15 protein-coding genes are annotated in these 16,379 nt (G+C 63.1%); 12 read left to right on the top strand and 3 right to left on the bottom strand.

Annotation, left to right across the window (positions count from 1 at the left end; all coding sequences use genetic code 11):
* The first annotated feature begins 148 nt into the window (after window positions 1-148).
* From AAF563_01840 to AAF563_01795, 10 genes are all read left to right on the top strand, one after another.
* Entirely contained in the window at window positions 149-319 is a 171-nt protein-coding gene (locus tag AAF563_01840; GenBank protein ID MEM7119986.1) for a DUF1127 domain-containing protein, read from the top strand.
* 187 nt (window positions 320-506) lie between these two features.
* The gene (locus tag AAF563_01835; GenBank protein MEM7119985.1) at window positions 507-1,391 is read left to right on the top strand and encodes a phosphoribosylaminoimidazolesuccinocarboxamide synthase; all 885 of its coding nucleotides are present in this window, start codon (window positions 507-509) and stop codon (window positions 1,389-1,391) included.
* Between the two features lie 138 nt (window positions 1,392-1,529).
* Complete coding sequence (locus AAF563_01830) at window positions 1,530-1,685, top strand: DUF1127 domain-containing protein (protein MEM7119984.1); 156 nt, start codon at window positions 1,530-1,532, stop codon at window positions 1,683-1,685.
* A 247-nt stretch (window positions 1,686-1,932) separates the two neighbouring features.
* Window positions 1,933-3,021, top strand: coding sequence for an efflux RND transporter periplasmic adaptor subunit (locus AAF563_01825; GenBank protein MEM7119983.1), 1,089 nt, complete (start codon window positions 1,933-1,935; stop codon window positions 3,019-3,021).
* Window positions 3,018-6,185 (top strand): efflux RND transporter permease subunit, encoded by a 3,168-nt coding sequence (locus AAF563_01820; GenBank protein ID MEM7119982.1) that lies wholly within the window; start codon window positions 3,018-3,020, stop codon window positions 6,183-6,185. Before AAF563_01825 ends, AAF563_01820 begins: the two co-directional genes overlap by 4 nt.
* Window positions 6,186-6,215: 30 nt before the next feature.
* Window positions 6,216-6,845: a nucleotidyltransferase family protein gene (locus tag AAF563_01815; protein MEM7119981.1), complete on the top strand. Its 630-nt coding sequence runs from the start codon at window positions 6,216-6,218 to the stop codon at window positions 6,843-6,845.
* 94 nt (window positions 6,846-6,939) lie between these two features.
* On the top strand, window positions 6,940-8,094 hold the full coding sequence (locus tag AAF563_01810) for an aminodeoxychorismate synthase component I (GenBank protein MEM7119980.1): 1,155 nt from the start codon (window positions 6,940-6,942) through the stop codon (window positions 8,092-8,094).
* Window positions 8,091-8,417 carry a Dabb family protein gene (locus AAF563_01805; protein ID MEM7119979.1) on the top strand — a complete coding sequence of 109 codons (327 nt, stop codon included), beginning with the start codon at window positions 8,091-8,093 and terminating at the stop codon, window positions 8,415-8,417. Before AAF563_01810 ends, AAF563_01805 begins: the two co-directional genes overlap by 4 nt.
* On the top strand, window positions 8,414-9,220 hold the full coding sequence (xth, locus tag AAF563_01800; protein ID MEM7119978.1) for an exodeoxyribonuclease III: 807 nt from the start codon (window positions 8,414-8,416) through the stop codon (window positions 9,218-9,220). Before AAF563_01805 ends, xth begins: the two co-directional genes overlap by 4 nt.
* Window positions 9,217-9,981, top strand: a complete 765-nt coding sequence (locus tag AAF563_01795) for an enoyl-CoA hydratase-related protein (GenBank protein MEM7119977.1) — start codon at window positions 9,217-9,219, stop codon at window positions 9,979-9,981. Before xth ends, AAF563_01795 begins: the two co-directional genes overlap by 4 nt.
* A gap of 9 nt (window positions 9,982-9,990) precedes the next feature.
* On the opposite strand, the gene AAF563_01790 is transcribed toward AAF563_01795, so the two are convergent.
* Genes AAF563_01790 through AAF563_01780 form a run of 3 tightly spaced genes read right to left on the bottom strand, consistent with a single transcriptional unit; the run spans window position 9,991 to window position 13,677 of the window.
* Window positions 9,991-10,476, bottom strand: a complete 486-nt coding sequence (locus tag AAF563_01790) for a class I SAM-dependent methyltransferase (protein ID MEM7119976.1) — start codon at window positions 10,474-10,476, stop codon at window positions 9,991-9,993.
* Between the two features lie 14 nt (window positions 10,477-10,490).
* Window positions 10,491-10,946, bottom strand: coding sequence for a cyclic nucleotide-binding domain-containing protein (locus AAF563_01785; GenBank protein MEM7119975.1), 456 nt, complete (start codon window positions 10,944-10,946; stop codon window positions 10,491-10,493).
* A 25-nt stretch (window positions 10,947-10,971) separates the two neighbouring features.
* Window positions 10,972-13,677: an ABC transporter ATP-binding protein gene (locus tag AAF563_01780; GenBank protein ID MEM7119974.1), complete on the bottom strand. Its 2,706-nt coding sequence runs from the start codon at window positions 13,675-13,677 to the stop codon at window positions 10,972-10,974.
* A 201-nt stretch (window positions 13,678-13,878) separates the two neighbouring features.
* On the opposite strand from AAF563_01780, the gene AAF563_01775 reads away from it, so the two are divergent.
* Together AAF563_01775 and AAF563_01770 are read left to right on the top strand one after the other, a co-directional pair.
* On the top strand, window positions 13,879-15,138 hold the full coding sequence (locus AAF563_01775; protein ID MEM7119973.1) for a glycosyltransferase: 1,260 nt from the start codon (window positions 13,879-13,881) through the stop codon (window positions 15,136-15,138).
* A complete protein-coding gene (locus AAF563_01770; GenBank protein MEM7119972.1) occupies window positions 15,135-16,376 on the top strand; it encodes a glycosyltransferase family 4 protein in 1,242 nt (413 codons plus the stop codon). The genes AAF563_01775 and AAF563_01770 overlap by 4 nt, the downstream gene beginning before the upstream one ends.
* The last annotated feature ends 3 nt before the right edge of the window (window positions 16,377-16,379 follow it).

Raw genomic sequence — 16,379 nt, 5'->3', positions numbered from 1 at the left:
GTGCATGTGCAGCAATTGTAAAATTCAATAAATTCACCACATTAGCTTTGTCGAAAGCACGAAGCTTTCGCACTGCAGCAAGACCGGGCGATGGGCTTTTGATCCCACCGAATGGTCTTGCTGACGACTTTGATTGAGGAGAAACACCATGTTGCGAGATGTGATGAACAGCTATCGCAGCTGGCGGCGCCAGGCCCAGACCCGTCGGGAAGTGGCCCGTCTCGATCCTCGCCTGCGGGCCGATATCGGCCTGCCGGATCAGGGTGACCCGACGCTGGTTGGCACCAGCTGGTTCGCCCAGCCGCGCGACCGGTTCTAACCGGGAGGCGGCAGGGATCGCGATGGAACAGCCCGCTTGCTGTGACAACGCTTCAGGCCGGGACTGAACCACCGTCTTCCGCGCGCATGCCGGGAGTGGTGTTCGGTCCCGGCCCTTTCTTTTCTTCATACACAGTCGAATTCCGCTGCCGGCTTGACAGTTTGAGCCGGCCCGGCGATGAGGCGCCATGGAGACCATGACGCTTGACCGCCTGCCTTTGCGCGCCCGCGGCAAGGTGCGCGACATCTATGATCTCGACGACGCCCGCCTGCTGCTGGTCGCCAGCGACCGGCTGAGCGCGTTCGACGTCGTCCTACCGACGCCGATCCCGGACAAGGGGCGGCTTTTGACTGGGTTGAGCCTGTTCTGGTTCGATTTTCTGAAAGGCGTGGTCCCCAACCACATCATCGGCACCGATCTGAGCGAGCTGGACGTCAGCGACGACGAACGCGCTTGGCTCAACGGGCGCGCCGTCATCGTGCGCAAGGCTGAGGTTCTGCCCGTCGAATGCATCGCGCGCGGTTATCTGGCCGGCAGCGGCTGGAAGGACTATGGCGCGACCGGCGCGATCAGCGGTGTCACTTTGCCCGACGGCCTGAGGTTGGCCGATCGCCTGCCGGAGCCGATCTTCACACCGTCGACCAAGGCGGAGGTCGGCACCCATGACGAAAACATCAGCTTCGAGACCGCCGCTGCCCAGGCCGGCGACGCGTTGATGGCCGAGGTGCGCGATATCACGCTTGCGCTTTATGGCCGCGCCCGCGATCACGCCGCCGAACGCGGCATCATCATCGCCGATACCAAGTTCGAGTTTGGCCTGATCGATGGCGAACTCACCCTGGTCGACGAATGCCTGACATCCGACAGTTCGCGCTTCTGGCCGGCAGATTCCTGGATGCCCGGAGCCTCGCCGCCATCGTTCGATAAACAGTTCGTGCGCGACTGGCTGGAGAACGAGTCGGACTGGGACAAAACACCGCCCGGACCAGCACTGCCGGCGGATATCGTCGAACGCACGAGGGCGAAGTATGTCGAGGCCTATGAAAGGCTCTCAAACCGGCAGTTTTCCTAGCGTTTGAGCTATGCTGGCGACGCATGCCAGCATTGATCTTCGACCAATTGTCGCCGTCTCCCGAAATCCCCACCTTTTCCGCCAGTAAGGGCCGGTCCAAAGGATCGGTCTAACGCCTGCATAGGAAAGGGCGAGACAATGAATCAGATTACAAAAACCGTCCGTCGCTTGCGCGACCGTTCCATCCTTCGCCGTGAGATGGGCCTGCTTTCCGACCATCAGCTGCGCGATATCGGCATGGAGCGTATCGACGTGCCGAACACCGGGTTCGTTTACCGGCACACCGCCGGTTGATCACGATATAGGGCGCACCACTTTTGGGTCTTTGCCTGAAAGCGGTGCGCGGCCTATAAACCACCCGGCTTCGGTGACCGTAAGTAACGGCAACACACGAACGTAAGAGGCCTAGGGATTTGGTCGGCAAGTGTGCCCGAAAGGGTCACGATCGAACCCTATCGAGACCTGCGAAGACACCATGGGATCGTGATGATCCCAACGTTCTGCTGTTCTTGGCCAAAAGACGTCCGAACCTGGTGGTTAAATGAAGTCGTCACATATCCTTGCCGTCGTTTTGGCGGTCGCGGTCATCGCATGGGTGCTGTCGGGTCAACTGGCCGACGAAACACCCGCGACGGCTGACGTCACGACGGAAGCCAACACCGATGACGCCGCCGAGACGGCGCCGCCCGCTGAGGTGCGCGTCAGCACCGTCACGGCAGCCCCCTACGACCTGGAACTTGTCGTGACCGGCCGCACCGCGGCAAGCCGCGACGTTGAGCTTGAGGTCGAGACAACCGGCCGCATCGTCGAGATCACCGTTTCGGAAGGCGACCGTGTGGCCGAGGGCGATGTCATCGCGCGCATTGCCCAGGACGACCGGCCCGAACGGTTGGCCCAGGCGCGCGCCCTGGTCGAACAGCGCCAGATCCAGTACGACGCATCGCAAGAGCTGATGGCAAGCGGTTGGCGCGAAAAGACCACCAACGCGCAGGACAAGGCCGAGCTGGACGCGGCGCTGGCCGATCTTGCCGCCATCCGCCTGGACATCGCGCGCACCGAAGTCACCGCGCCCTTCGACGGCGTTCTCGACGAGTTGATGATCGAAGTCGGCGACGTCGTCGACATCAACGAAACGATCGGCATGCTTTACGATCTGGATCCGGTGATCGTCGTGGCCTCGGTCAGCGAGCGCGAGATCGGCCATATCGAGGTCGGCGACACCGGACGTGCCCGCCTGATCACCGGCGGGGAGGTCGACGGCGTCATTCGGTTCGTCTCTAAGGTCGCCGAGGCCGAGACGCGGACCTTCCGTGTTGAATTGGAATTGGCCAACCCCGACAGCACCATTCCCGATGGCCTGACCGCCGATGTCGTCTTGCCCCTGGACACCGTGCCAGCGCATCTGATTTCACCGTCGGTTCTGGCGTTGGCCGATGACGGCACCATCGGCGTCAAGGTCGTCGACGCCGACAACACCGTCGCGTTCGTGCCGATCACCATCGTCGCCGATACGCCAAACGGCATCTGGGTCGCCGGCCTGCCACAAACCGCGACCTTGATCACGGTCGGCCAGGAGTTTGTCGCGGCGGGTCAGAAGGTCACGCCGGTAACCGTCGCCGAGGCACAATGAACGGCATCATCAAGGCGGCGTTCAGTCGGCCGCGCACGATGTTGTCCCTGCTGGTGCTGATCCTGATCGCCGGCACCGTCTCCTATATCACCATCCCTAAGGAGTCGGATCCCGACATCGACATCCCGATCATCTATGTCTCGATGCATCACGAGGGTATCTCGCCCGACGACTCCGAACGCCTGTTGGTGCGCCCGATGGAGCAGGAGCTGAAGAGCATCGAGGGCGTCAAGACGATGACGTCGACGGCTTACGAAGGTGGCGCCAACGTGATCCTGGAGTTCGATGCCGGTTTCAATCCGGATATCGCCCTGGAAGACGTTCGCACCCAGGTCGATCAGGCGCGCCCGGAATTGCCCGACGAGACCGACGAGCCGACCGTTAGCGAGGTGAACCTCTCGCTCTTCCCGATCCTGGTGGTCACCCTTTCCGGCAATCTGCCGGAACGGACATTGCTTGGCCTGGCCCAGGATCTCGAAGAGGACATCGAGAGCATACCCGCGGTCCTGGAAGCGACGATCGGGGGTGAACGCGAGGAGCTGGTCGAGATCATCATCGACCCGATGAAGGTCGAAAGCTACGGCCTGAACGTCGCCGAGATCGCCGACTTCATCAGCCGGTCGAACATGCTGGTCGCCGCCGGTTCGCTCGACACCGGCTCCGGCCGTTTCGCGATCAAGGTGCCGGGACTCTTGGAAAGCCTGCAGGATATCCTGGAGCTGCCGCTGAAGATCGAGGGCGATGCGGTGACGCGCGTGCGCGACATCGCCGAGGTCCGTTCGACGTTCAAGGACCCGGAAGGCTTCGCGCGGGTTGGTGGCGAAAGCGCGTTCACGTTGGAAGTCTCGAAACGCACCGGCGAAAACATCATCGACACGATTGAGCAGGTGCGCGCGGTGGTGACCCAGGCATCCGCCCTGTGGCCCGAGGGCGTCGACGTCGCCTATTCGCAGGATCGCTCGACCGACATCCGGCTCATGTTGAGCGACCTGCAGAACAACGTCTTAAGCGCGGTCCTGCTCGTCATGATCGTCATCGTCTGGGCGCTTGGTTGGCGCTCGGCGGGTCTTGTCGGCGTTGCCATCCCCGGCTCGTTCCTGGCCGGCATCCTGGTCTTGAACGCGTTCGGGCTGACCATGAACATCGTCGTTCTGTTCAGCCTGATCCTGGCGGTCGGCATGCTGGTCGACGGCGCCATCGTGGTCACCGAATACGCCGACCGCAAGATGATCGAGGGCGTGCACCGGCGCGATGCCTATCGCATGGCGGCCGAGCGCATGGCGTGGCCGATCACCGCGTCGACCATGACGACGCTGGCCGCCTTCGCGCCGCTTCTGTTCTGGCCCGACATCGTCGGCGAGTTCATGAAGTTCCTGCCGATTACCTTGATCGCGACCTTGACCGCCTCGCTCTTCATGGCGCTCTTGTTCGTGCCGACCTTGGGCAGCCTGATCGGCAAGGCGAGTTCGGGCGATTCGCAAAAGATGCAGGCGCTGGCCGCCGATTCCGGCAGCCTGGACGATCTCAAAGGATTCACCGGCACCTATGTCGGTGTGCTGCGCTGGGCGTTGCGCCGTCCCGGATGGATCCTGTTCGCCGCCGTCGCCTGCCTTGTCGGCGCCCAGGTCCTCTATGGCACGTTCGGCAAGGGCATCGAGTTTTTCCCGGAGGTCGAACCGGAACAGGCGGCGCTTCAGATCCACGCCCGCGGCAATCTGTCGGTGTGGGAAAAGGACGCCCTGGTCTATGAGGTCGAGCGGCGCATCCTGGACATGGACGAGCTGGAGACGATCTACGCGCGCACCGGTTCGTCGGAAGGCGCCGATGACCAGGCCGAGGACGTTATCGGCACGATCCAGATCGAGTTCGTCGACTGGGATCAGCGCCGCACGGCCGACGAGATCTTCGCCGACATCCGCGAACGCACCGCCGATCTGGCCGGCATAGTCGTCGAACCACGCAAGCAGGAGTCAGGACCGCCGGGCGGCAAGGCCATTCAGATCGAGATCGGCTCCAGCTATCCCGAGCTGATCGCACCCGTGGTGGCGGACGTGCGCGCGCATCTGGAACAGATGAACGGCTTGATCGATATCGAGGACAGCCGCCCGCTGCCGGGCATCGAGTGGGAGATCGAAATCGACCGCGCCCAGGCCGCCAAATTCGGCGCCGACGTGCAGCTTCTGGGATCGATGGTGCAACTCGTCACCAACGGCCTGTTGCTCAGCACCTACCGTCCCGACGGTTCGCGCGACGAGATCGATATTCGCGCACGCTTCCCGGTCGACTGGCGCACGCTCGATCAGTTGGACCGCCTGCGTATTCAGACCAACCAGGGCCTGATACCGGTTAGCAACTTCGTCATCCGTTCGCCGCAGCCGAAGATCGGCATCATCGAGCGAATCGACAGTCGCCGCGTCATGACCGTTCAGGCCGACGTCGCACCCGGCGTCCTGGCCGATGCCAAGGTGCGCGAGATTCGAGCCTGGATGGAAGAGCAGGAATTCGACTCGCACATCACCATTGAGTTCAAAGGCGAGGACGAAGATCAGAAGAACGCGCAGGCATTCTTGATGAAGGCATTCGCCATCGCGCTCTTCATGATGGCGATCATCCTTGTCACCCAGTTCAACAGTTTCTACAGCGCCTTCCTGATCCTCTCCGCCGTCGTCATGTCGACCATCGGTGTCATGATCGGCCTTCTGGTCACCGGTCAGCCGTTCGGCATCGTCATGTCGGGCATCGGCGTCATCGCACTAGCCGGCATCGTGGTGAACAACAACATCGTCTTGATCGACACGTTCGATCGGCTCGCCAAGACGACGCCGGATGTCATGGAGGCGATCCTGAAGACAGGCGCACAGCGCTTCCGCCCGGTGCTGTTGACCACGATAACGACGATCCTGGGCTTGATGCCCATGGTGCTGTCGACAAACATCGACTTCTTCTCGCGCCAGGTCTCGGTCGGCGCGCCGTCGACCCAGTGGTGGACCCAGCTGGCGACCGCCATCGTCTTCGGCCTGGCGTTCGCCACCATGCTGACGCTGATCGTGACACCCAGCGCCTTGATGGCGCGCGCCAACGTGCGCGCCTGGCGCCAGCGCCGCCGCGACCGCCGCGCCGCGCGCCGCGCCGAGAAAGAGGCGGCGGCCACACCTGCCGAGTAGCCAGCGGCAAAGTTGCGCTAGTATCGGTTTATGACAAATGCCGATCTGCGTGAGCGTTTCATCGACCTGGCGCTCGCCAATCCCGCCAACGCCGCCATTCTGGAACGGCTGCCCGCGCTGGGCGCGCCTGATGCCTGGCTCGTCGCCGGGTGCCTTTACCAGGCGGTGTGGAACGACAAAGCCGGGCGTGCGCCGGACGAAAACGTCAAGGACTACGACATCTTCTATTGCGACCGGTCCGACCTGGGCTGGGACGCCGAAGACGCTGTCATCAAGCGCGCCGACAGCCTGTTCGCCGATCTCGGTATCGAGCACGAGGTCAGGAACCAGGCGCGCGTCCATCTTTGGTACGAAAAGAAGTTCGGCGAACCGGGCACGGTCCTGACGTCAAGCCGTGACGGCATTGAACGGTTCCTGGTCGCCTGCACCTGCGTCGGCTTGCGTACCGGGCCGGAAGGCCTGGAGCTGTGCGCACCACATGGTCTTCAGGAACTCTTCGATGGACGGTTGGCGCCCAACCCGCTTCAGCCCAGTGGCAACTTTCGCGCCAAAGCGCTTTCCTATCAGGCGCGCTGGCCATGGCTGAAGATCGTCGACGAGGTAGCGAACGATGTGCCGACGGCGCCGGTGGGCATGGAAAGCTTGCCGGGCGGTCGATGACGGGCTACAGCGCCGCATAACCCGTCGCAGGGTGTTGGGGACAGACGCGCCGCCACCGCCGGAACATGGCGCAAGCGGCGCCAGATTGGGTGCGATGACAGAGCCTTACGTCTATCTGGAGGATCAGGTCGCCGGCCGCGAGCGCTTCTACGGCGCGCCGGTGCGCTGCCTAACGGCCGATCGCCTTGAGGATGTCGAGCCCTGCTTCGCGGCCATGGCCGAGTGCCTGGACCAGGGCCTGCATCTGGCCGGGTATGCCAGCTACGAGCTCGGCTATGGCCTGGAGCCGAAGTTGACGGCGCTGTTGCCGGCGGGCCGGATGACGCCGCTGCTTGCCTTCGGCGCCTTCGAAACGGTCCAGCACCAGCCGCCGTTGACGTTCGACACCGGCTGCAATTTAGGCGGCCTCGATCCGGCATGGTCGCTGCAAGACTATGTCAGCCGCTTCGATCGCGTAATGGATTACATCCGGTCGGGCGATGTCTATCAGATCAATCTGACCTTCCCGATGACGGGCACCGTCGATGGCAACGCGATGGGCCTTTATGGCGATCTGCGGCAGCGCCAGCCGGTGCGTTACGGCGGCGTGGTCAGCCTGGGCGAACCGACGGTCGTGACCGTGTCGCCGGAACTGTTCTTTCAGTTGGACGGACGCCGCATTCGCGTGCGGCCGATGAAGGGCACGGCCGGACGCGGCGCGACCCAGGCCGACGACGACGCGATCGCGCGCGCCATGCAGGCCGACGACAAGTCACGAGCCGAGAACCTGATGATCGTCGACCTCTTGCGCAACGATGTCGGCCGGGTCAGCGAGATCGGGTCGGTCGAGGTCACCGACCTTTTCACGGTAGAGACGTTTCCAACGCTGCACCAAATGACCTCGGGCATCGAGGCCCGGTTATGCGAGGGCATCGATGTGCCGCAGATCTTTCGAAGCCTGTTTCCATGCGGCTCGGTCACGGGCGCGCCGAAGATCCGGGCCATGGAAATCATCCGCGAGATCGAGAGTGGACCGCGAGGCGCCTATTGCGGCGCCATCGGATACATCGAGCCCGGCGGCGCGGCATGTTTTAATGTCGCGATCCGAACCCTAAGTCTCTTTGGTAACGATCAGATCGTCTACAACGTGGGCAGCGCGATCGTGTCGGATTCGCGCCCGCAATCGGAGTACGAGGAATGTCTGCTGAAAGCGAGAGTCATGACAAGCACGCTTGAACCATCGGTCACGGTCGGAGCGTTGTCGGCATGATCCGTCATATCGTTCTGTTCCGCGCCGAGGACCCGGCCAACGTCGAGGCGGTCAAGAACGGGCTCAGGCGCCTGTGCGAGATCCCGGCGGCAACTGTCCTGGAGGTCGAATTGAACAGCCGCAAGGATGCGCTGTCCGACGAGATCGATGTCGTCGTCTATGGCGAGTTCGAGGATGAGGCAGCGCTCGAGGCGTTCAAGGCGCATCCGATCTATCACGAGACCATCCAGGTGGTCCGGCCGATGCGCGATCTGCGCATTGCCGTCGATTTCGAGTCGCCGTCGAAAGCGCCCGGTTCGCTGCGCGACGGAGACGCTGCGTGACGTCGCTGACGTTGGCTACGTGGAACATCAACTCGGTGCGTCTCAGGATCGACACGGTGATCGCCTATTTGAAGGAACACCAGCCGGACGTCCTGGCGCTGCAGGAAATCAAGGCGACCGACGAACAGTTCCCCGCCGACGCCATTCGCGATGTCGGCTGGGAACACATAGCCGTCAACGGTTTCAAGGGATACAACGGCGTCGCGATCGTCAGCCGCGTGCCGTTCTCCGATAGCGGCAAGAAGGACTGGTGCGGCAAGACCGACGGGCGCCACGTCTGGGCCGTGCTGCCCGGCAAGATCGAACTCAACAACTTCTATGTGCCCGCCGGCGGTGACGTACCGGATCCCGACCTGAACCCGAAGTTTGCCCATAAGCTGCAGTTCGTCGATGACATGACATCGTGGTTCGCCGCGCGCAAGAAACCAAGGAACCGCTTTGTCATGGTCGGCGATCTGAACATCGCGCCGCTCGAGACCGATGTCTGGTCGCACAAGCAGCTCCTGAAGGTGGTCAGCCACACGCCGGTCGAGGTCGCCGCCATGGAACGGCTGCGCAAGGCGCACGACTGGGTCGACGCGGTCCGCTACTTCGTCCCCGAGGACGAAAAGCTCTATTCGTGGTGGAGTTACCGCGCGAAGGATTGGGAAGCCGCCGACAAGGGGCGGCGGCTTGATCACGTCTGGGTGACGCCGCCGCTGCGGCGACATCTGAAAGGCGCGGAGGTGCAGAAGCATGTGCGCGGCTGGGATCTGCCCAGCGACCACGCACCGGTCAGCGTGACCCTGGACGTGCCCTCGTGAGCGCCAGCGACGTCCTGAAGCTCGACGTCGACGGCGTTATCGCGACGATCACCTTGAGCCGGCCGGCCAAGCACAATCTGTTGGAAATCTCCGACATGGGCGCGTTCACCACCCTGCTCGAGGATATCGATAGCCGCGACGATCTGCGCGTCCTTTTGCTGACAGGTGCCGGCGAACGCAGTTTCTGCGCCGGTGTCGACCTGGGCGCGGTGCAGGAAACCGACTGGTCGAACAATCCCTTGGAGCGCCTGTGCGATCGCATGGAAGCGATGGCATTACCCACGGTCTGCGCGCTTAACGGCAGCGTCTATGGCGGCGCCTGTGATCTGGCACTGGCTTGCGACTTCCGCATCGGCGTCGATGGCATGAAGCTGGTCATGCCGCCGGCGCGCCTGGGCGTCATCTATCACGAGACCGGCCTTAGACGTTTTGTCGAGCGCCTGGGACCCCAGGTCGCGCGCCGCCTGTTCCTGGCCAGCGAAGTCATGCCGTCGGACGAACTCCTCCAAATCGGCTTTCTTGATCGTGTCGTCGCGCGCGGCGATCTCGCGCGGACCGTCGAGACCTTTGTCGACGAACTCGCCGGTATGTCGCCGTTGGCCGTGCGCGGCATGAAACGGGCGATCAACGAGATCAGCCGCGGCACACTCGATGCGGCGCGCCTGAAGGAAGAGACGCTCGCCTGCTTCGCCTCCGACGATCTTGCCGAAGGGCTTGCCGCCAGCAGGCAGAAACGCAAGCCGGACTTTCGCGGCAGCTGATCGGGAACGTCAGGCCCGGTACATGAAGTAGCGCCCGGGCGCCACGCCATCGGGCAGAGCAAGCGTCCGCCACGGCGATCCGATGAGTTCCTGATCGGCCAATGCGACGCCGTTCGTGGCGAGCAGGTCTTTCGTCGCGCCGGCCATCCACGACGCCAGTTCAGCGTTGGCCGCCGCGTCACCGGAGCCGATATCGAAGTGGATCATCGCCGCGGGCGCGCCAACGCGCTCAAGCGCCTGCGGCACGGTGTCGCGGAAATCGCCGAGGATCATGTGATCGTCGTCGGGAATGCAGTCGGGATGCGCGGCTACCTGGCGGTCGAACTCGAAGATCTCGCGGTCCGGCAGAATCTGCCGCAGGTGATCAAACGTGCGCCCATTGCCCAGACCGAACTCCAGGACAGGTCCTGGTACTTCCGCGATCATGGCAGCGGCGGTTTCCAAACAGGTGCGCTGGGCTTCAAGGCGGCGGATTGCGCTATCGAGACGACTCATCGATGTCGGTCGATCTAGTGTTTTTGTTGCGAGACGGCTTCGCGCAGTTGCGCGGTCGTGCGTTCGACGCGGCGCGCCAGCTCACGCATGATCTCGATTGACATCGATGGGAACTGGGTCACCAGCTGGAAGAACAGATCCTTCGAAATCATCAGCGCCGTCAGGTCCGACTTCGCCTTGACCGTCGCGGTACGCGGCACATCGCACAGGATCGCCGTTTCGCCCAGGAAGTCGTTCGTCTTCAGCGTCGCGACGGTGACCGGGCCGGTTTCGGTATCGACGATGACGTCGGCTTCGCCGTCGATGATGATATAGGCTGAATCGCCCTGCTCGCCTTGGTGGCAGAGCACGTCGCCGGACGTGAAGCTCAGGCGTTCGGCGGTAAAGGCCAGGAGCTTGAGTTTGCTCGGCTCGATCTTGGCGAACAACGGGATGTTGCGCAGCAGATCGACATCTTGCTGAAGACTCATGGTCAGGTGCTCCCTTCGTCCTTCTTCATTCAGCCGCCATCAGGTCGGCCAAGGTTGACTGGCCCTCGGCCAGATCCTCAAAACGACCTCTCTCGACGATCTTGCCGCCCTTCATGACGACAACCTGGTCGAATTCGCGCGCCTGGCTTGGCCGGTGCAGGATCCAGATCAACGCCCGGCCCTCGCACTCCTTGCGAATGTTTCTCAATATGGTGCTTTGGGCGGCGCCGTCCAACGCGGCGGTGGCTTCGGATAGAATCATGATGTCCGGGCGTTTCAGGATCGCGCGCGCAATCGCGACCTTCTGGCGCTGGGCCGGCGACAGCCGCGAGCCGCCGACGCCGACCTCAAAGTCGAGCCCGACCTCGATGACCGTCGGTCTGAGGTTAAGTTGGGCGATCACCTCGGACATCAGCTCGCCGACCTTGGTCTGCGCCTGGGCGCGGCCATAGGCGAGCTTGCCGAACAGGATGTTGTCCTGCAGCGAGGACGCGGCGTTGTAGAGCGTGCGCTCGAAGAACTCGACCGAGCCCTTCAGGTCGTCCGGCAGGTTCTCGGCGAACAGCGCGCGGGCTTTGAGGATGCGCGACTGGATGTCGTCGTCGATCAGGCCCAGGCGATGACGTGACGGAATCAGCTTGAACGGCAGCGACAAGAGCTTCAGCCGCTCGTCGCCTTCCAGCGCCTTGACGCCATCGCGTTCGGCGCGCCGCACGATCGCCTGATAGTCCGGCAGATCGTCGAGCGAGATGAAGGCGAACTGGGCGAAAAACTCGTGCTCGGGCGGCAGATCGGCGAACAGCTCGATCATGGTCTGGGCGACTTCGAAACCCATGTCGAGCAGCTCGTCTTCCAGCCCGACCTTGCCCAGCGTCTCCATGACATAGGGGTTCTCGGCCAGGCGCTCCAGATCGAACGCGTCACCGACCGGCGTGCCGAACAGCAGGTTTTCGGCCAACGTCGCGTTGGTGTTGTACTTCAGGGCGTCGAACGGCTCGACCAGGCCGCGATAAGCCGGATCGTCCAGGCGCTGCTGCAGCATACGGCGCGCCTCCAGCAGCATCTCGGCTGCTTCCGGGCGTGCTTCCGGGTCAAGCGTCCCGCGCAAGCCAAGGCCATAGACATCCTCGGTCATGTCGGCGACCTCGAGCGCGCGCAGCACCGCCTGGTTCAAGCCTTGGGCATCGCTGACGCCGGCCGCCGCATAGTCGATCCACTCGCCATGACGGTCTTCGGTGGTGTTGCCGGTGCGCTCGGCCTCTGCCTTAGAGCGCGCCATCGCACGTTTCTCATCGGGATCGTCGGGCTCGCGCGGCGCGAGTTCGGCGTGCTTAAGGCCATAGAGCAGGTTATCAGCCAGGCTGGCGGAGATCAGATGGGTCGAGCCGCCGACAAAGCCGACCCGCTGGCCGGTCGAGGCCTCAGGCAAATGCGTGGCATCCTCGCCGCTCACGCGCAAGGTGCCACCGGTGCTGTCGATCAGGTGCGCCAACAAGAGCGCGGTTTCCGTCTTGCCGCTTGAGGCGTCGCCGACGATGGCGATGTGGCTGGTGGCGCCGACCTCAAGCGTCAGCCCATCGATGATCGAATCACCGTCTTCGGCGTATTGCAGATTGCTGGCGGAAAGCCCCTGGGTGAACGGTTTGACCTGATGGTCGTTGCCGAAAACGATGTCTTCGTCGCGCATGCCGGGCGGCGCGAACTGGGTGACGACCTGGTCGTACTTGATCTTCGAATCTTCCTTGATCTGATAGAAGTTCAACAGCTCTTTCCATGGCGGCTGCAGGTCCTTGTAGGCTGCCAGAACCGCGACCAGGCCGCCCAACGACAGATCGCCCTGAATCACCAGATAGCCGCCGACCGCGTAAAAGAAGAACGGCGTCAGCTGGGCCAGGAAGTTGTTCAGGAACTTGATGAAGAACTTCTTCCTGAAGATGTCGTAGCGGATCTCGAAGATGCGCTGCATGCGCCACGCGAAGTCGGCCAGCTCGAAACGCATGGTATCGTTGGCATGCATCTCCTGGCTCGACTGGACGGTCTCGGAGATGCGCTCGGAGAGCTTGCGCACCTCCTTCACCCGCGCCTTGCCGAGCAGGTTCACCTGGCGCTGCAGCTTCGGAATGATCCAGCCCTGGATCGGATAGAGCGAGATGGCCGCCGCGCCCATCCAGGGGTCCTGCATGAAGATGAAGACCAGCGCGGTGATCAAAAGGCCGCCCTGATAGAGCGGCAGGGCGATCGAATCACCGATAAAGCCGCCCAATGGCTCGACCTCCTGGGTGATCATCGGAATGATCTCGCCCGAACCGACCCGGCGGAAATGGGGCAGCGGGAAGCGCAAGACGCGGCTGAAGAGCTGATAACGCAGGCGGCGCAGCATGCGCTCGCCAAGGAGGCCCTTATAGACGTTGATGAACCACTTGAAGCCGCCGTTGACGAGCACCAGGAACAGGAAGAGGCCGCAATAGACCGCCAGCAGGTGCAACCGGTCGACATCGCCGAGCTGGATGCCCATGACCTCCAGATAACGCGGCACCGACTCCGCCGTTGCCGCTTCCCGCATGTCGACTGGCACGTATTCGGGAATATCGGTAAGGACGTTGTTGACGATTAACTTGGGGATATCGAGCGAGGCATAATAAAACGGCAGCGAAAGCAGCGTGAAACACAGAATGAAAATCTGTTGCCGCTTCGAATAGCGAAAGATGAACTTGTAAATTGTACGTTCCATGAAACGGCACTAAGCGGCCTTGCCCCCCAATTTGGCCATATTTGGCGGCCAGAAAGACTATAGAAGCGACGTGGGCCGGTAAACGGGTTCCCAACGCCACGTCCTCGGGGCCGCAAGCCGGTCAAATCTCAGGCTTTTCGGCGCTTGCCCCCCTGTGCCATAGTTCCACGCAACTGGGGATGGGGTGATTCGGGAGGCGCCATGACGAGGGCAGCCAACAGGCCGCGTGTCCTGATCTATAGTCACGACAGCTTTGGTCTCGGTCATCTGCGGCGTTGCCGCGCGCTGGCCCACGCGATGGTCGGCGATATCGACAACCTGACGGTCTTGATCCTCTCAGGCTCGCCCATCATCGGCAGCTTCGACTTCCGCGCCCGCGTCGACTTCGTGCGCGTGCCCGGTGTCATTAAGCTGCGCAATGGCGAGTACACGGCGCTGAACCTGCTGCTCGACACCGAGCAGACCATGGCGATGCGCGCATCGATCATCAAGCACACCGCCGATATCTTCGATCCCGACATCCTGCTGGTCGACAAGGAACCGCTGGGCCTGCGCGGCGAGGTCAAAGAGACGATGGAGATGCTGAAGGCGCGCGGCACAAAGCTGATTCTGGGCCTGCGCGACGTCATGGACGATGCCACCCTGCTGGCGCCGGAATGGGAGCGCAAAGGCGCCATGCCGGCACTGCGTGATATCTACGACGAGATCTGGGTCTATGGCCTGCCCCAGATCCACGATCCCCTGGAACACCTCAGCGTCCCGCAATCGGTGCGTCACAAGATGGTCTATACCGGCTATCTCGAACGCTCGGTGCCCCAGGCGCTGCCCGACCCTGGCCTGCCCGACGGTGTCGAGGAGCCATTCATCCTGGTCACCACCGGCGGCGGTGGCGACGGCGACCAACTGGTCGATTGGGTGCTGAAGGCCTACGAGAGTGAGATGGCGCCGCCGACCCACGCGCTGATCGTCTTTGGTCCCTTCATGCAGCCGGAGCTGAAGTCGGACTTCCAGGACCGCGTCGACAAGCTGGATAACGTCACGGCGATTACCTTTGACGCTCATCTGGAGACGCTGATGGCGCAAGCCTCCGGTGTCGTTGCCATGGGTGGCTACAACACGTTCTGCGAGATCCTGTCGTTCGACAAACCGGCGCTGATCGTGCCGCGACAGGTGCCGCGCCGCGAGCAGCTGATCCGCGCCTCGCGCGCGCAGGAGCTGGGCCTGGTTTCCATGCTGACCGAGGACAGTGCCGAAAACCCGTCGGTCATGGCGACCGCCATGCGGCAGCTGACGCAGCAGCGCCGCCCCAGCAAGGTCGTCGTTCCGGGCCTGCTCGACGGGCTGGAGAACGTCAACCGCCTGGTCAAGATGCACCTGGCCGAGGGCCGGCACGCTGCGCGCAAGACCAATGTCGCGCGCCAGCGCAAACTGACCGTCGCACAGGACAGCGCCGTTTCGTGAGTGGTGCCGGCAACGGCCGAGTTGCCTTTTTGCTGAAGGGCTACCCCAGGCTCAGCGAGACGTTTATCGCCCAGGAGATCCTGGCGCTGGAGCAGCGCGGCCTCGATATCGAGATCGTGTCGCTGCGTCATCCGACCGACACCAGCACCCATCCGGTGCATGACGAGATCAGCGCGCCCGTCACCTACCTGCCCGAATACCTCTATCAGGAACCGCGGCGGGTTTTCGCGGCTTGGCTGAGGGCGCGACGCCTGCCCGGGTACCGCCGGGCGTTCCGCACCTGGATCCGTGACCTCCGGCGCGACAGGACACCGAACCGGATCCGGCGCTTTGGCCAGGCATGCGTCGTCGCCGCCGAGGTCGCGCCAGGGGTCAGTCACCTGCATGCCCACTTTCTGCATACGCCCGCTTCGGTCGCGCGCTACGCCGCCATGATGACCAGTCTGCCCTGGACCTGCTCGGCGCACGCCAAGGATATCTACACGAGCCCCGACTGGGAGATCAGCGAGAAGCTTAACGACTGCGGCTGGCTGGTCACCTGCACCGCGGCGAACTGCGATCATCTGCGAAACCTGGCGCCCGATCCCGACAAGGTGGCGCTGGTCTATCACGGGCTTGACCTCACACGCTGGCCGGAACCGGGGGACCGCAACGGTATGCGTGACGGAACCGATACCGCCGATCCCGTCCGCTTGGTGTCGGTCGGACGGGCGGTCGAGAAGAAGGGTTACGACGACCTGTTGGCCGCACTGGCCCAACTGCCGAAGGATCTTGCCTGGCACCTCGATCACATCGGCGGCGGACCGCTGCGCGACAAGCTCAAACACCAGGCCGAGCAGAGTGGTCTTCAAGACCGCATCACCTGGCATGGCGCCCAGGCGCAAGACGCCGTCCGGCGCGCCTACCAGGACGCCGATATGTTCGTCCTGGCGCCAAAGATCGCCGCCGACGGTGACCGTGACGGGCTGCCCAACGTGATGATGGAGGCGCAGAGCCAGGGGCTCGCCATTGTCACGACCGCTGTCTCGGCGGTACCCGAACTGATCAGCGACGGTGTCAATGGGATCTTGAACCCACCCGGCGATCCCGCGGCGCTGGCCGCGTCGTTGGCGCGTTTGATCAGCGATCCCGCGATGCGGCGACGCATGGGGGACGCCGGCCGCGAACGGGTACTTCATGACTTCGCGATGGAACGCGGCATCGACGATCTGGCTGTCCGCTTTGGTCTGGATCGGTAGGAT

This window comes from Pseudomonadota bacterium, assembly GCA_039028155.1.
In the GTDB taxonomy this organism is placed as follows: Bacteria; Pseudomonadota; Alphaproteobacteria; order SP197; family SP197; genus JANQGO01.
Note: the sequence above shows the minus strand (reverse complement) of the source record. Positions and strands in the feature narration are given on the sequence as shown.

Excerpts from the sequence above, each read along its gene's own strand:
- AAF563_01840 (MEM7119986.1), top strand. The coding sequence starts at position 149 with ATGTTGCGAGATGTGATGAACAGCTATCGCAGCTGGCGGCGCCAGGCC.
- AAF563_01835 (MEM7119985.1), top strand. The coding sequence starts at position 507 with ATGGAGACCATGACGCTTGACCGCCTGCCTTTGCGCGCCCGCGGCAAG.
- AAF563_01830 (MEM7119984.1), top strand. The coding sequence starts at position 1,530 with ATGAATCAGATTACAAAAACCGTCCGTCGCTTGCGCGACCGTTCCATC.
- AAF563_01825 (MEM7119983.1), top strand. The coding sequence starts at position 1,933 with ATGAAGTCGTCACATATCCTTGCCGTCGTTTTGGCGGTCGCGGTCATC.
- AAF563_01820 (MEM7119982.1), top strand. The coding sequence starts at position 3,018 with ATGAACGGCATCATCAAGGCGGCGTTCAGTCGGCCGCGCACGATGTTG.
- AAF563_01815 (MEM7119981.1), top strand. The coding sequence starts at position 6,216 with ATGACAAATGCCGATCTGCGTGAGCGTTTCATCGACCTGGCGCTCGCC.
- AAF563_01810 (MEM7119980.1), top strand. The coding sequence starts at position 6,940 with ATGACAGAGCCTTACGTCTATCTGGAGGATCAGGTCGCCGGCCGCGAG.
- AAF563_01805 (MEM7119979.1), top strand. The coding sequence starts at position 8,091 with ATGATCCGTCATATCGTTCTGTTCCGCGCCGAGGACCCGGCCAACGTC.
- AAF563_01790 (MEM7119976.1), bottom strand. The coding sequence starts at position 10,476 with ATGAGTCGTCTCGATAGCGCAATCCGCCGCCTTGAAGCCCAGCGCACC.
- AAF563_01785 (MEM7119975.1), bottom strand. The coding sequence starts at position 10,946 with ATGAGTCTTCAGCAAGATGTCGATCTGCTGCGCAACATCCCGTTGTTC.
- AAF563_01780 (MEM7119974.1), bottom strand. The coding sequence starts at position 13,677 with ATGGAACGTACAATTTACAAGTTCATCTTTCGCTATTCGAAGCGGCAA.
- AAF563_01775 (MEM7119973.1), top strand. The coding sequence starts at position 13,879 with ATGACGAGGGCAGCCAACAGGCCGCGTGTCCTGATCTATAGTCACGAC.